Source organism: Amycolatopsis tucumanensis, assembly GCF_021654135.1.
Taxonomy (GTDB): Bacteria; Actinomycetota; Actinomycetes; order Mycobacteriales; family Pseudonocardiaceae; genus Amycolatopsis_E; species Amycolatopsis_E tucumanensis.
This window is the reverse complement of the sequence record NZ_JAKGSD010000051.1, coordinates 1-14,633: the sequence shown is the minus strand read 5'-3', so window position 1 is coordinate 14,633 and position 14,633 is coordinate 1. Positions and strand designations below refer to the sequence as shown.

Here is a 14,633-nt window from a genome sequence, read left to right as displayed (position 1 = left end):
CTTACGCTCCTGCCGCGGCCAGCTCGGCAGCCTTGTCCGCTGCGTTGTCCATGGTGTCCACCTGCGTGACCAGCGGGTGGTTGGCCTCGTTGAGGATCCGGCGGCCTTCCTCGACGTTGTTGCCGTCGAGACGGACCACGAGCGGCTTGGTGGCCTCGTCGCCCAGGATCTTGAGGGCCTCGACGATGCCGGTCGCGACCGCGTCGCACGCGGTGATGCCACCGAAGACGTTGACGAACACCGACTTGACGGCCGGGTCGTTCAGGATGACGTCCAGGCCGGCGGCCATGACCTCGGCCGAGGCGCCGCCACCGATGTCGAGGAAGTTGGCGGGCTTGACGCCGCCGTGCTTCTCACCGGCGTAGGCGACCACGTCCAGGGTGGACATGACCAGGCCCGCGCCGTTGCCGATGATGCCGACCTCGCCGTCGAGCTTGACGTAGTTGAGGTCCTTCGCCTTGGCCTTGGCCTCCAGCGGGTCCTCGGTCTGCTTGTCGACGAGCTCTTCCTGCTTCGGCTGCCGGAAGGCGGCGTTCTCGTCCAGGGTGACCTTGCCGTCGAGGGCGACGATCTTGTCCTGCGGGTCGCGGACCAGCGGGTTGACCTCGACCAGGGTGGCGTCCTCGGCCACGAAGGTCTCCCACAGCTTGACGACCACGTCGGCCGCCTGGTCGCGGATGGCCTCGGGGAAGTTGCCCTGGGTCAGGATCTCCAGCGCCTTGGCCTTGTCGACACCGGCGATCGCGTCGACCGGCACCTTGGCGAGCGCCTCGGGCCGCTCCACGGCCAGCTGCTCGATCTCCATGCCGCCCTCGGCGGACGCCATGGCCAGGAAGGTGCGGTTGGCGCGGTCCAGCAGGAAGGAGAAGTAGTACTCCTCCGCGATGTCGGACGCCTCGGTCACCAGCACGCGGTGCGTGATGTGGCCCTTGATGTCGAGGCCGAGGATGGCTTCGGCCTTCTCCTTGGCCTCGGCCGGGTCCTTGGCGAGCTTCACGCCACCGGCCTTGCCGCGGCCACCGGTCTTCACCTGGGCCTTGACGACGACCTGTCCACCGATCTTCTCGGCGGCGGCCTGGGCTTCTTCCGGGGTGCTCGCTACGGCGCCGGGCAGTACCGGCACGCCGTGGGCGGCGAAGAGGTCCTTCGCCTGGTATTCGTAGAGGTCCACTACTCCAGTCTCCTGACGACACACACCGCCTGAGTCACCGGTCGTCTCGCGAGGGGCGATCCGCAGGCGGGTGCTTGTTGCAAACCATGCTGCCGGACGGAGACGACCCTAGCGACCTGGGCTTTGGCTCGGGGCGGCGCATCCGGTGAACTCGGTCACCGTATGGATCCAGAGCGTGGTTTCGGGGTGTGAATCGAGCCACGCGCGGCCAGAACGGCGGCGATGACCAGGGCGAGGGCGCAGCCCAGCGCGAGCCACCAGCCCAGCCCGGCGTGCGCTCCGGCGATCTCATCACCCACGAGTGGCAACTCCGCGGCACGCAGCCCGGCGACGCAGGCGGCACCGGCGAGCAGCGCCGCGGCGCGGGCGGGACGGCACCGCGGGGCGAGGACGCACGCGCCGAGGACGGTGAGCAGCGCGACCAGCAGGCCCCACGAGGGGGTGCCGAAGCTCGACCAGAGGGCGGGTTCGACGTAGTCCGGCGCGAGGATCGAGGGCGTGCCGAAGGCGCCGATGGCGAGTATCCCCGCGGCGACCAGCGGGGTGAGCAGGTCCGCGCCGGGCAGGGCGGGTCCGTCGCCGAGCGCGGTGGCCGGGTCGGTGGTCTCGTCGCGTTCGACCATCCCCGCGACGACGGAGCAGCAGGCGGTGATGGCCGATCCGACGATGGCGAGCGCGGTCCACAGCACCCCGGGCCCCGGGGTGAGACCGGCGCCGAGTTCGGTGGCGGTGACGGCCATGGTCAGGACCGCGGTGCCGGCGAGCGGGACCGTGACCCAGGCGACCGAGAGCGCGGGCCGGGCGTAGGCCGCGGGGCCGGCGGTGAACATGACGAGGCCGAGCACGCCGACCAGCAGCCCCGCGACGAGCAGTGCCGAGCGGGAGGGGCTCTGCGGGCCGTTGAGGGTCTCGGTGATGACCACCTGGGGCGTGAGGGCGCCGGCGATGGCCGCGGCGGAGGTGAGCACGGCGAGGACGCCGGTGACGATCCGCAGGCGGCGGATGCCGGGCAGGGTGATCTCGCCCGCCTCGTCGTCCTGGGCGGCGTCCCGGGTGGCCGCGGTGGGCAGGAACGCGGCGGCGATCATCCCGGCCGCCCCGACGAGCACGAGGATCGGCCCCGCCGCGAGGCGCACGCCGGGCAGGCTGAGCCCCGAGACGAGGTTCGGCAAGCCGACAACGGCGGCGGTGACGCCGAGCCCGAGCAACCCACCCCGGGCGACGGCCGTGCCCGAGCCGGCGAGCAGCATGGTGGCGACGGGCAGAGCGAAGGCGAGCAGCAGACTCCCGGCGAGCACGAGGCCCGGGCTCTCGAACGCGCTATCGGCGGGCAGGAAGGCGTCGGTCGAGGTGAAGGGCGCCATCATGACCCCGACGCCCGCAACGACCGCGGCGAACATCCCGAAAACCAACCCCCCACGGCTCACTTCGGCCGCCTCGGGCCAGGTGCTCTCGGGAGCAGGGGCCAGATCCGAGCCGCCGCCGGAGGCCGCAGGCCGATCAGAGCTCCCGTCGGGGACAGAGGCCCGGTCGGCGGCCTCGGCGCGGGTGGTGGCTCGGCCAGCCTCGTCGGCGCGCGTGGTGGCTCGGCCAGCCTCGTCGGCGCGGGTGGCGGCTTCGCCCGAGGTGGCGGCGTCGCTGGAGGTGGCGGGCCTGTCGGCGGCGGAGTCGTCTGTGCCTGCATCGCCAATGGTGGCGGAATATTCGGTTCGCGAATTGCGAGCCGGAAGGGCGCCGGTCTTCCTGTCGGCGTTCCCGGTGCGCTCCCCCTCATCACTTCCGCTGGCAGCTGCGCCACCGGCCGCATCCGCGGCGTTGCGGCCACGCGCCGCGGTGCCGCCGGGTGCGTCACCGCCGGTGGTCCGGGCGCTGCGGCCGGGATCGGTGCTGGGGCTGCTCGGGCCAGGGCTTCCAGCGGCGCGGGCGGCGGCAGCTTCGGCCGCGGCGGAGGCCCTCGGGGTCCACGGGATGTCCGCCTTCGGCGCGGCGGCTCGTGTTGCCAACACCCCCGCGACCATCGCGGCCACGTGGCCCGCCAGCAGGAGCCACAGTCCGGGCGCGGTGCCGGGGTCGGCCAGTGAGTGCAGCCGGAACAGCTCCGGGCGCGCCGCGCGGACCGGGTCCGTCAGCAGGATCAGGTCGAGCACCAGCCGCCCGGGGGCGAGTGCCGCCACGGCGGCCAGCACTCCCGCCGCCGTCTGGTGGCGTCCCTTCAGCGCGAGCACCGCGACCACGGCCATCGGCGCGATGGCGAGCACCACCAGCAACGGCACGCTGTTGAACCCGCGCGCCACGCCGTTCACCACGGGCACGGCGGCACCCACGGCGAGCAGCACGGCCGAGACCGCACCCACCACGTAGGCCGCGACGGACGGGGACCGGCCCGCGGCGGCCGTGTCGGGGATGGCGTCGAGCTGCACGGCAGCCGCGCCGCCGGTGCTGTCAGTGTCCATGTGTTCTCACGTCGTCGAGGGTCGGAGGAGCGGTCAGGACGGCCGGCCTCGGCGTCCGAGAGCCGCGGGCGCACCGCAGCCTGTGCCTGACACCGGCGCCCGGCACCACCGCCTCACAGACGATCGCGGGCCCGCGCGGTCTCGCTACCGACACCGGCGCCGACGCTAGCAAGCCTCCGAGGTTGCCCCCGGAACGCCACGAACCAACAAACCGTGTCGCACGTCACACCAACGGCGGAATATCCCCTCTACCCAGTGTCATCGCTGCTGCTGGACAGCCGGCCCGCGCCCCACGTTCGGCCCAGACGGCGGCCGGTTCTTGCCGTCGACCACATCCCTTCGTTACTGTCCCCCGGTCCCCATCACGGTCAGGTCACGATGTGGGCGACGGGCAGCCGACCCCCGAACGGTTGCCCACCGGGATCCCCCGCCCGGCGCCCGCGGTCTGACCCCCCGAGCAACGGAAGGCCCTGACTTGGCTCGATACCGCTCCCCCGGCGGCCAAGCTCCTTCCCCGGAACTCGACGACGACGCTATGGACGGCGCCGTCGTCCGTGTCCGGGGCGCCCACCGGCTCCCTGCGCCTTCGTCGGCGCTGCGCGGCCGGGTCGTCGTCGCCGCGGTCGCGGCCGGCGCGTTCGCCGCTGCCGCCGCAGGACAGACCCTCCAGGCCGTACAGACCTCCGACGCCGGTGTGACCCCCCTGGCCAACGCCGAGGACGCCAGCGCGTCGTTCGCCGTCGGTGGTGACGCCCCCACCGGCGCACCCGAGATCCTTCCCGCGGCCAACTTCACGGACGCGTCGGCCGAGGTGCAGCGCCTCACCGACAGTGAGAACGTCACCATGGCCCGCCAGGCCCGGGACGCCGAAGCCGCCCGCGCCGCCGCCGAAGAGGCCGCCCGGCCGAAGACCTGCCTGCCCGCGAAGGGCACCTACACCTCCGGCTTCGGCGCCCGCTGGGGCACCAGCCACTACGGCATCGACATCGCCAACTCGATCGGCACCCCGATCTACGCCGCCTCCGACGGCACCGTGATCGAGGCCGGCCCGGCCAGTGGTTTCGGCCTGTGGGTGAAGATCCAACTGGAGGACGGCACCGTGCAGGTGTACGGCCACATGAACAGCTACTCGGTGCGCGAGGGCCAGAAGGTCAAGTGCGGCCAGAAGATCGCCGAGATCGGCAACCGCGGCCAGAGCACCGGCCCGCACCTGCACTTCGAGGTGTGGCTCAACGGCACCAAGAAGGTCGACCCGCGCACGTGGCTCGCCGCCCGCGGCGTCTACCTCTGACGGCCCCTCCCTGGCTCGCTCACGGGGCGTCCGGCCGCACGAAATAGGCCACCGCGACCTGCCAGACGCCGCACAGCCGCCGCGAAGTACGGCGGCACAGCACGCACCGGCCGTCCGGCCCGCCGTGCCGCTCCAGCAGCGCCTGCCAGGCTCCGAGGACGACGAGCGCCTCCGCGGCGGGTAGTGCACCGTCGCGAGCCGCACGCGCGACCATGCGCTCGACGCGTTCGAGGACGCCCGCCCGCACGTACGGGAACCACTGCCTGCCCACACCATGACCTCCCGAGGGTTCGAACTTTCGTTCGAGACAGTTGTATCGGAGGGGTCTGACAGTTTTGGCGCGGTCGGGCAGCGAGGGTCGACGTTCGCTCGAACGGGTTAATGGGGTGTGCTCACGCTTGAGTTGCGGGCAGCGGTAGGCGGGGTGCAAGGCAGCTGGTAGCGGTGGCGGCCGGGGACGGCACACGGCGGCGGGGCTCATGCCACGGCGGCAGATACGGCGCAGGCGGCCAGCACCCGTGGCGCGCGGCGAACGGCGCGTGACGGCGAACAGGATCTACAGCGTGAATGGATGCCGCGGTCGGCGGCGGAAACGGCACCAGCGGGCGACCGCGGTGACGGCAGCGGTGGCGGCCGAGGAACGGCACGCCACCGCGGCCAGCAACACCTACAGCTTCACCATCGGCACGCTGCCGATCAGCATCAGCTTCACCTTGCCCGCACTGCCGAAATCGATCGTCGCCGTGGCGCGGGGGCCCTCGCCGGACGCCTCGACCACCGTGCCGAGTCCGTACTTGTCGTGGTTGACCCGGTCGCCCACCTCGAGCTTCAGCGCGACCGTGTTCTGCCAGCCCTTGAACGGCGTCGACCGCATGCCGCGGGCCGCGATGCCCGCCTGCGCGGAATCCTCGCCGAAGCGGGAGCGGCGGCCCCAGGTGGTCGCGGCGCGCGGAGAACCGAAGGACGACTCGGCGGCGGACGACGGCTCCTCGCGGCGCCAGTCGAGCAGCTCGGACGGCACCTCGTCGAAGAACCGGGACGCCGGGTTCGTCATCGGCTGCCCCCACGCCGACCGGGTGATCGCCCGGCTCAGGTACAGCCGCTGCCGCGCTCGCGTGATCGCCACGTACGCCAGCCGCCGCTCCTCCGCTAGCTCGGCGGGCTCGCCCAGCGCACGCAGGTGCGGGAACACCCCGTCCTCCCAGCCCGTGCAGAACACCACCGGGTACTCCAGCCCCTTGGCGGTGTGCACGGTCATCAGCGTGACCACGCCGGAGTCCTCTTCCTCGCCGTCGGAGTCCGGCGTCGGCACCGAGTCGGCGTCCGCGACCAGCGACACCCGCTCCAGGAACGCCGCCAGCGAGCCCGGCTCGGGCACCCCGTCGTCGTCCTCGGCGAGCGGCGCCATCTCGGCCGCCTGCTCCGCGAACTCGCGGGCGACGGTGACGAGCTCGGTCAGGTTGTCCACGCGCGAGGCGTCCTGCGGGTCGTCGGACTCCTCCAGCTCGGCCCGGTACCCGGTGCGCTCCAGCACCGCTTCGAGCACGTCCGCGACCTCCGCGCCGCTGTCGACCAGCTCGATCAGCCCGTCGAGCAGCTCGACGAACCCGGCGATCGCCTTGGCCGAGCGCGGGTTGAGCAGCGCGACCCGGCCCGCCGCGGCGTCGCGCAGCGCGGCCGCGAACGAGATCCGCTCGCGCTCGGCGTGGGTGGCCACGCACGCCTCGGCCCGGTCGCCGATGCCCCGCTTGGGCACGTTGAGGATGCGGCGCAGGCTGACCGTGTCCTCCGGGTTGGCGAGCACCCGCAGGTACGCCAGCGCGTCCCGGACCTCGCGGCGCTCGTAGAACCGGACGCCGCCGACCACCCGGTAGGGCAGGCCGAGCCGGATGAAGATCTCCTCGAACACCCGCGACTGGTTGTTGGTGCGGTAGAAGACCGCGACGTCGGAGTACTTCGCCTGGCCCTGGTCGACCAGCGCGTCGATCTCGCCCGCGACGAACGCCGCCTCGTCGTGCTCGTTGTCGGCGACGTACACGCCGATCTTCTCGCCGTCGCCGGAGTCGGTCCACAGCCGCTTGTCCCGGCGGTTCGGGTTGCGCGCGATGACCGCGTTGGCCGCGGACAGGATGGTCTGGGTGGAGCGGTAGTTCTGCTCCAGCAGGATCGTGCGGGCGTCCGGGAAGTCCCGCTCGAACTCCTCGATGTTGCGGATCGTGGCGCCGCGGAAGGCGTAGATCGACTGGTCGGCGTCACCGACGACGCACAGCTCCGCGGGCTCGACGCCGGACTCGCTCGTCGACGTGCCGACCAGCTCCCGCACCAGCGTGTACTGGGCGTGGTTGGTGTCCTGGTACTCGTCGACCAGCACGTGCCGGAACCGCCGGCGGTAGTGCTCGGCCACGTCCGGGAAGGCCTGGAACAGCTCGACGGTGCGCATGATCAGGTCGTCGAAGTCGAACGCGTTGGCCAGCCGCAGCCGTCGCTGGTACTCGGCGTAGACCTCGGCGACGCGGCGCTCCAGGTCGTTGGACGCCTTCGCGGCGGCGTCCTCCGGGTCGGTCAGCTCGTTCTTGTGGTTGGAGATGTGCACGGCCAGCGCGCGGGCCGGGTAGCGCTTGGGGTCGATGTCCAGGTCGCGCGCCACGAGCGTGACCAGCCGCCGCGTGTCGTCGGCGTCGTAGATCGAGAAGTTCGACGACATGTCCAGCGTCTTGGCCTCGCGGCGCAGCAACCGCACGCACATCGAGTGGAACGTGGAGACCCACATCGCGTTGGCCCGCCTGCCGACGAGGTCGCTGACGCGCTCGCGCATCTCGGCCGCGGCCTTGTTGGTGAACGTGATCGCCATGATCTCGCCGGGGTGCACGCCGCGTTCGGCCAGCAGGTAGGCGATCCGGCGGGTCAGCACCCGGGTCTTGCCCGACCCGGCGCCCGCGACGACCAGCAGCGGCGCGCCCGCGTGCGTGACCGCCTCCCGCTGCGCGGGATTGAGGTCGGCGAGCAGGTCGGCGTGGCGGCCCGGCGCTGGGCGCGCGGGCGGCTCGGCGGGGAGGTCGAACAGGGTGCTCATCGGTTCTCCACGCTACTCGGGGGCACTGACGGTTTACCGCGCCGGACGTACCGCCAGGTGTCGTCGGCGGACGGACGCGCGCCCGCTCGCCGCGGCGGAGGATCGACGGCATGGACGCACCATCGAACCGGATCCGCGCCGGAGACCAGGACCGGGAGCGCGTGGCGACCCGGCTGCAGGAAGCGAGCGGCGAGGGCAGGCTGACCCTAGGCGAAGCCGAAGATCGCCTCGCCGCCGCCTACGCCGCGACCTACGTCGACGAACTGTCCGCGCTCACGCGGGACCTACCGGAACCAACGCCGCCGCGCCCCTCGCGCTTCCCCGTGCCCCTGCGGGTGCACGCCGCGGTGGTGGCCGTGCTGTCCGCGCTGCTCGTCACGCGGTTCGCGGTGTCGGACGCGGAGTTCTTCTGGCCGGCGTTCCCGATGTTCTGGCTCGGCGTGAGCCTGGTCGCACACGCGGCCGTCCGCGCCCGGGGGCGAGTTGTGCCATACTGATCTCGTGCAGCACCACCCGTACCGATTTTTCTACGGGATCCGGACTCCGGCTCCCGTGATCGCGTAGGTGCCCACACCACACCGTCACCACAAGCCCCGGAGTCCGCGGACCCGGGGCTTTCGTCGGCTTCGGGGCCGTGCGGGTCCGGGAACCGACCGGAGGGCCCGATGAACGCACAGACGAACGAGAAAGCCACCCCGCCGGAGACTTCCGGCGAACCCGTCGCCACGGCCGAGGAGATCGCCGAGCTGCGCAAGGAGATCGACTGGCTCGACTCCGAGATCCTGCGGCTCGTCAAGCGCCGGGTCGAGGTCTCCCAGACGATCGGCGCCGCGCGGATGGCCGCGGGCGGCACCCGCATCGTCTACAACCGCGAGATGGACGTGCTCGCCCGCTACCGCGAACTCGGCCCGGACGGCCGCCAGCTCGCGATGGCGTTGCTGAACCTGGGGCGCGGTCGGCTCGGCCGCTGAAAATCGTCCGATTTCCGGGGCTTCCCGGAGGTCCGGTGGCTCGGCGGACGGGCACACTGGAGACATGATTAACGTCATCGCGGTCATCATCGCGATCGCCAGTGTGCTCGCCTCGCTAGCCCATGTGGGTTACCTGGCGCTGCTGAACAACGCGGCGAACAAGCGGGCCGGCGGCGCGCCGGTCGCGCAGTACGTCCGCAGCCGGTGGGCGCTCGCCGGCGGAACCTCCGCCGCGGCGCTCCTCGCGTGGCTGTTCACGTCGGGTGGCACCGGGATGGACATCCTCGCGATCATCGTCGCCGCGGGCAGCGGCGCGGTCGCGACCAAGGCCCTCCAGTCGACCCAGGCGCGCTACCGAAGCGGTGGGTGACCGGAGCGCCGACGCCCCAACAGAGTGAACTTGCGGGCTCACGCTTTGACGACCGGCGCGGGCTCTTACTCTTTAGGGCGTGGGATGCCCCAGATTCGGCTCCGCGCGCCCGGCGACAGGCCGTGCGCGTGCAGACGAACGTGCACCCGCACATGCACGGCCTGCTCCATTCGGTCGAATCGGCCTCTTTCCGGCGTCAGACGACGCAGAGGGCGGTGTCCACACGGCATGACACGCGGGGCCGATTTCACGGAAAGCTCTCGTTCCCGGACCGGCCGGCACCGCCGTGGTGCCGGAACCTGGACCCCGGTCGTCCCGGCGCACCCGCCGGCCGCCCGGCGGGCTCCGGAGCCGGTCCGGCCGATGCCGGTGCACCCGCGAAGCTCCGAGCCGTTCGACGCCCCCGCCCGCGGCTCGCTGCCGCTGACCGAACGCATCTCCACCACCGACGTCTTCCCGGCCGCGCACGGTGAGCTCCCTCTGCCCGAGCCGCCAGCCCCGCCCGAGCAGCCTGCCCCGCCCGAGCAGCCCGCGCCGCCTGCCGCGAAACCGGGGCAGCGCCCCCAGCGGACCAAGGTCAAGCTGACCCCGCCGCGCCGCCGCGAGGCCGAGGACACCGACGTGCGCGTGTACGAGGCGGCCCCGGTGACCGGCCTCGGCTCCTTCGACCTCGGCAACGTGCCCGCGTCGGTCACCCCGCCGCGGAGCTGGCGCAAGGCCGCCTGGTTCGCCACCGCCTCGTCGGGCGGCGTCGTCGTCGCGCTGATGTTCGCCGGCTCGGCGTTCGTCGCGAAACCGGCGCCGGACCAGGCGGGCGGCGCGTGGGTGCCCGGCCTCGGCGGCGGGGTGCCCACCCTCTCCGGTGAGCAGATCGCCCCGCCCAGCTCCGGCGGCGACGAGAGCGGCACGTCCAGCACGTCCCGCGACGACATCCGGGACACCGGCGCGACCAGCGCCCGGCCGACCGAGAGCGCGGGCGTGCGCGCGCCCGCGGGATCGAGCACGGTCCGCGACACCTCGGCGACCGGCGGCCCGGCGAGCGGCACGACCACCGCGACGCCGACCACCAGCAGCGTCCCGCCCAAGCCGGCGCCATCCCCCGCGCCCTACGAGGCGGACCCGTACCGGTTCGCCGCGTACGCGGACGAGGACCCGAAGACGCTGGCCAGCAACTCGCAGACCTACCTCGACACGGTCACCGAGAACCCCGAGGCCGCCGCGAGCCTGACCGACGGCGAGCTGAAGCAGGAAGGCCCGCAGGGGCTGGAGCGCAAGTACGCCGAGGTGGCGTACTTCCAGGTCAAGCACATCCGCGTGCACCAGTACGACGGCAAGACGGTGTGCACCGTGCAGACCGTCTACAAGGACGGCCGCGAGGTCACCGAGGAGCGCACGCTCGAGTTCTCCGGCGACAAGATCACCAGCGACGGTGCCTGACCACCGCACTGCTCCAGGTGGGTGACGGTGACTGCCGTTCGTCGTTCCCCGGTGCCCCTCCACCGATCGGGTGTGGCAGGTAACGCGGTACGGGGGTTCGCTGATTAACAGCTAGACAGCCCCGGCCAGTCCCCCCGAGACGGAAGATCCAGACGACAGGTCCATGAGAGTCGCACACGAACGGCGTCGCGCCACCCGCACGCCGGACGCACTCCGCGTCGAGGAGCTGATCTCCCCCGAGATCCTCGACAACGAGATGGTCGACCGCGAGTACCTCACACAGGTGTTCCGCGAGCCGCGGAAGTACCTGCCGCCACCGCGCGTCCGGACCAGGACCGAGCCGCAGCGGGAGCCGGAGAGCCGGGGCGCGAAGCTCGCCAAGCTCACCGGGCTCACCATGGCGGGCACGCTGCTCGTGGGCGCGGTCGTGGCGTCGTCGGTGCTCAGCCGCGGCCGGGACCAGTCGGCCGCGCCGGTCAGCCCGGCCCCGCCGCAGATCACCGGGGCGGCCGCGCTCGGCGGGTTCGCCGCGGGCGGCGCGCCGGGCGGCAAGCAGGGCAGCAACACCGTGGGTCACGCCGAGGCGACCAGCACCCCGCTCACCCAGGTGCCGGTGGCCCAGACCCAGCCCGCGGAGACCGGGGCGCCCGTCGCGCCCGAGGGCTCCGTGACCACGACGACGACCGCCCCCGTGCTGACCGACGCGGAGAAGCTGGCGGTGGTCAACGAGTTCTACCGGCGGGTCGATTCCGCACCGGAGAAGGCGCTGGACCTGCTCAGCCCGGCGCTGGCCGGCGAAGAGGCCGGCGACCTGGTGCGGGCGTGGAGCACCATGCGCCAGGTCGAGGTGGTGGAGACGCGCGTGCAGCCGGACGGGTCCGTGCTCGCCGTGGTGCTGATGCGCCGCGACGACGGCACCCGGCTGCGCGTCACCCAGCAACTGGGGCTCGACGAGGCCGGACGCAGCATCTCGGAAGCGGTCCTGCTGGCCGCCGAGGAGCTGTAGCGGACGTCATACCAGGCACGGTCCCGGCCGCCCCAGACAGTGCCGGATGCATGCGCGCAGAGTGAGCACCCTAGCCTTGATTGACGGATCTGGCCCAACCCCCGGCCCACGGGCCGAGCTACGTGCATAGGCTTCCAGGCGTGCGGCACTGTCGCGCCCTGAAACAGCCCCCGAAGGAGGTCGCGTGAGCGACGAGGGTCGCCTGGTCGCCGGCCGGTACCGGATCGAGCGGCGAATCGGCAGCGGCGCCATGGGTGCCGTGTGGCAGGCGCACGACGACGTACTCGGCCGTTCGGTCGCGATCAAGCAGTTGCTTCTGCAACCGGGGCTGGACCAGCACGAGGCCGAGGACGCCAAGCAGCGCACGATGCGTGAGGGCCGCATCGCCGCCCGCCTGCACCACCCGAACGCGATCTCCGTCTTCGACGTCGTCACCGACGACAACGGCCACCCGTGCCTGGTGATGGAGTACCTGCCGTCGACGAGCCTGGCCGAGCTGCTGCGCGACCGGAAGACGCTGCCGCCGCGCGAGGTCGCGCGCATCGGCGCCCAGATCGCGGCCGCGCTCAAGGAGGCGCACGCGGTCGGGATCGTGCACCGGGACATCAAGCCGGGCAACATCCTGCTCGCCGACAACGGCGTGGTGAAGATCACCGACTTCGGCATCTCGCGTGCCAAGGACGACGTGACGGTCACCAAGACCGGCATGATCGCGGGCACCCCGGCCTACCTGGCGCCGGAGGTCGCGATCGGTGGCGACCCGGGCCCGGAAGCGGACGTCTTCTCGCTGGGCTCCACGCTGTACGCGGCGTGCGAGGGCCAGCCGCCGTTCGGTCTGAGCGAGAACACCCTGAGCCTGCTGCACGCGGTCGCCGCGGGGCAGATCAACCCGCCGCGGCAGTCCGGTCCGCTCGCCAGCGTGCTGGCCGTGCTGCTGCACCCGGAGGTCCAGCACCGCCCGACCGCCGCGGAGGCCGAGGAGCTGCTCGCGGCCGTGGCGCGCGGTGAGACGCCGCTGGGCGGTCCGGACGACGAGACGCGGTTCTCGCCCTCCGGCGGAGCGCTCGCCGGTGGCGCGCTCGCGGCTGGAGCGCTGGGCGCGGCGGCCGGCGCCGGCGCCACACGGGCTTTCCGCGGTGACGAGCTCGGCGCGCACTCCGGCACGCTGGCCGGCGGCGCGAGCGACCAGTTCTACGACGAGTACGACGACTACTCGGACGACCCGTACGCCGCCACCGCCGCGTACCCGACGGACGACTACGACCGCCAGGGCGCGACGCGCGCGGTGCCTGCGGGCTACGACGGCTACGACGACGAGCCCCGGGCCGCCGCGGCGGACGACGAGGACGAGAAGCGGGGCAAGTGGAAGGTGCCCGCCGCGATCGGCGCCGTCGTGGTGGCCGGTCTCGTGGCGCTCGGCATCTGGCTGTTCACGCCGGCGAACAACAACACCACGAACACCACCGAGACCAGCCCGCCGGTGGTGCCGCCGCTGGTGACCAGCTCGTCGGTGGAGACGACGGAGAGCTCGACGCCGACCGCGACGCGCTCGAGCCAGGCCAACGAGCCCACGAAGTCCTCCCCCTCGCGGCGCAGCTCCGCCGAGGAGACTTCGACGCCGCGGACCAGCTCGCCCACCAAGTCCAGCCCGCCGAAGACGAGCTCGTCGGAGCCGTCGACGTCGAACACGGCAACCAACACCTCGACTTCGCCTGCCGGGAACGGCTGAGTCGACTGCCGGAAACGTTCAGGATCGGTCAGTAGGGTGGTGGGTGACTATCCGACAGGCCGGGACGACGAGAGGGTGTAGTGGGTACTGAGGGCGCACTCGTCGGCGGCCGGTACCGGTTGGACCAACCGATCGGTCGTGGCCGCGCCGGAATCGTGTGGCTGGCGTACGACACGCAGCTGAACCGCACGGTGGCCGCCAAGAAGATGTCGGTCGCGCCGGGGCACAGCGAGCAGTCCGTCGCCGCCGCGTTGGAAGAGGGCCGCGCCGCGATGCGGATCCAGCACGCCTGCGCGATCGGCGTCTACGACGTGCTCCGCGACGGGCCGGACCCGTGGGTGGTCATGGAGTACGTGCCCTCCCGCAACATGGCGGACTTCCTGAGCGAGTACGGGACGCTCACGCCCGACCAGACCGCGTTCCTGGGCATCCAGCTCGCGTCCGCGCTGGCCGCGGCGCACCGGGCCGGTGTGGTGCACCGCGGGCTGGAGCCGGGCAACGTGCTGCTCGCCGACGACGGGGGCGTCAAGGTCACCGACATCGGGTTCACCGGCGCCGGTTTCAACCCCGCCTACCGGGCCCCGGAACTCTCGCGGGGCGCGACCGCCGCGCCGGCCACCGACGCGTTTTCGCTCGGCGCCACCCTCTACACGGCTGTCGAAGGCGTGCCGCCCTACGGCGACCACGGCGGCGGGCCGCTGCGGCAACCGGAGAAGGCCGGCGTGCTCGCGCCCGCGCTGATGAAGCTCCTGCGCGAGGACCCGCTGAGCCGCCCCACGCTCGGCGACAGCATCACCTCGTTCCAGGCGATCACGCAGGGACGGCAGACCGCGTTCATCCCGCCCACCGCGCCCGCGCTGCCGACCGTGCCCGCGTTCCGGCCGCCGTCGCCGCCGCCTCCGCCGAGGGAGCCGTTGGTGCGGATCTCACCGGTCCGGGCGCGGCAGTTGATCCTCGCGACGATGGCTGTGCTGGTCGCGGCGGCTATTGGGATCGGGGTTACGCAGCTTCTTTTTCTCTGAGCGGGCGCTACGCTTTCTCAATCGCTGGCTTCGCTTCGCTACGCCCCGGTTGAGTCCTCCCGAACCCGATCTTTCAGTGTTCGGTTGCCGAGACACCGCGTCAAGGCGGG

Annotated in this window: 12 protein-coding genes; 8 read left to right on the top strand and 4 right to left on the bottom strand. The window is 72.4% G+C overall.

Going from position 1 to position 14,633, the window contains the following annotated elements:
• Position 1: 1 nt before the first annotated feature.
• Both sucC and L2C96_RS34705 read right to left on the bottom strand, forming a co-directional pair.
• The gene (gene sucC / locus L2C96_RS34710) at positions 2 to 1,171 is read right to left on the bottom strand and encodes an ADP-forming succinate--CoA ligase subunit beta (RefSeq protein WP_020420068.1); all 1,170 of its coding nucleotides are present in this window, start codon (positions 1,169 to 1,171) and stop codon (positions 2 to 4) included.
• Between the two features lie 155 nt (positions 1,172 to 1,326).
• A complete protein-coding gene (locus L2C96_RS34705) occupies positions 1,327 to 3,624 on the bottom strand; it encodes a hypothetical protein (RefSeq protein WP_237339208.1) in 2,298 nt (765 codons plus the stop codon).
• A gap of 535 nt (positions 3,625 to 4,159) precedes the next feature.
• On the opposite strand from L2C96_RS34705, the gene L2C96_RS34700 reads away from it, so the two are divergent.
• Positions 4,160 to 4,915 (top strand): M23 family metallopeptidase, encoded by a 756-nt coding sequence (locus L2C96_RS34700; protein ID WP_020420066.1) that lies wholly within the window; start codon positions 4,160 to 4,162, stop codon positions 4,913 to 4,915.
• A gap of 19 nt (positions 4,916 to 4,934) precedes the next feature.
• On the opposite strand, the gene L2C96_RS34695 is transcribed toward L2C96_RS34700, so the two are convergent.
• Positions 4,935 to 5,186, bottom strand: a complete 252-nt coding sequence (locus tag L2C96_RS34695; RefSeq protein ID WP_020420065.1) for a hypothetical protein — start codon at positions 5,184 to 5,186, stop codon at positions 4,935 to 4,937.
• Between the two features lie 396 nt (positions 5,187 to 5,582).
• Positions 5,583 to 7,988, bottom strand: coding sequence for a DNA helicase PcrA (gene pcrA / locus L2C96_RS34690; RefSeq protein WP_020420064.1), 2,406 nt, complete (start codon positions 7,986 to 7,988; stop codon positions 5,583 to 5,585).
• A 110-nt stretch (positions 7,989 to 8,098) separates the two neighbouring features.
• Between pcrA and L2C96_RS34685 the strand changes: the two genes are divergently transcribed.
• The 7 genes from L2C96_RS34685 to L2C96_RS34655 all read left to right on the top strand — a co-directional run bounded on the left by L2C96_RS34685 (position 8,099) and on the right by L2C96_RS34655 (position 14,523).
• Positions 8,099 to 8,485, top strand: coding sequence for a DUF1707 SHOCT-like domain-containing protein (locus L2C96_RS34685; protein WP_237339207.1), 387 nt, complete (start codon positions 8,099 to 8,101; stop codon positions 8,483 to 8,485).
• Positions 8,486 to 8,653: 168 nt separating this feature from the next.
• The gene (locus L2C96_RS34680; protein ID WP_020420062.1) at positions 8,654 to 8,959 is read left to right on the top strand and encodes a chorismate mutase; all 306 of its coding nucleotides are present in this window, start codon (positions 8,654 to 8,656) and stop codon (positions 8,957 to 8,959) included.
• A gap of 64 nt (positions 8,960 to 9,023) precedes the next feature.
• A complete protein-coding gene (locus L2C96_RS34675; RefSeq protein WP_020420061.1) occupies positions 9,024 to 9,329 on the top strand; it encodes a hypothetical protein in 306 nt (101 codons plus the stop codon).
• 363 nt (positions 9,330 to 9,692) lie between these two features.
• On the top strand, positions 9,693 to 10,766 hold the full coding sequence (locus L2C96_RS34670) for a hypothetical protein (protein WP_237339206.1): 1,074 nt from the start codon (positions 9,693 to 9,695) through the stop codon (positions 10,764 to 10,766).
• Between the two features lie 163 nt (positions 10,767 to 10,929).
• Positions 10,930 to 11,772 carry a hypothetical protein gene (locus L2C96_RS34665; RefSeq protein WP_237339205.1) on the top strand — a complete coding sequence of 281 codons (843 nt, stop codon included), beginning with the start codon at positions 10,930 to 10,932 and terminating at the stop codon, positions 11,770 to 11,772.
• Positions 11,773 to 11,956: 184 nt separating this feature from the next.
• On the top strand, positions 11,957 to 13,501 hold the full coding sequence (locus L2C96_RS34660; protein WP_020420059.1) for a serine/threonine-protein kinase: 1,545 nt from the start codon (positions 11,957 to 11,959) through the stop codon (positions 13,499 to 13,501).
• An 80-nt stretch (positions 13,502 to 13,581) separates the two neighbouring features.
• On the top strand, positions 13,582 to 14,523 hold the full coding sequence (locus tag L2C96_RS34655; protein ID WP_237339204.1) for a serine/threonine-protein kinase: 942 nt from the start codon (positions 13,582 to 13,584) through the stop codon (positions 14,521 to 14,523).
• Positions 14,524 to 14,633: the final 110 nt, after the last annotated feature.

Excerpts from the sequence above, each read along its gene's own strand:
- L2C96_RS34705 (WP_237339208.1), bottom strand. The coding sequence starts at position 3,624 with ATGGACACTGACAGCACCGGCGGCGCGGCTGCCGTGCAGCTCGACGCC.
- L2C96_RS34700 (WP_020420066.1), top strand. The coding sequence starts at position 4,160 with ATGGACGGCGCCGTCGTCCGTGTCCGGGGCGCCCACCGGCTCCCTGCG.
- pcrA (WP_020420064.1), bottom strand. The coding sequence starts at position 7,988 with ATGAGCACCCTGTTCGACCTCCCCGCCGAGCCGCCCGCGCGCCCAGCG.
- L2C96_RS34685 (WP_237339207.1), top strand. The coding sequence starts at position 8,099 with ATGGACGCACCATCGAACCGGATCCGCGCCGGAGACCAGGACCGGGAG.
- L2C96_RS34680 (WP_020420062.1), top strand. The coding sequence starts at position 8,654 with ATGAACGCACAGACGAACGAGAAAGCCACCCCGCCGGAGACTTCCGGC.
- L2C96_RS34675 (WP_020420061.1), top strand. The coding sequence starts at position 9,024 with ATGATTAACGTCATCGCGGTCATCATCGCGATCGCCAGTGTGCTCGCC.
- L2C96_RS34670 (WP_237339206.1), top strand. The coding sequence starts at position 9,693 with ATGCCGGTGCACCCGCGAAGCTCCGAGCCGTTCGACGCCCCCGCCCGC.
- L2C96_RS34665 (WP_237339205.1), top strand. The coding sequence starts at position 10,930 with ATGAGAGTCGCACACGAACGGCGTCGCGCCACCCGCACGCCGGACGCA.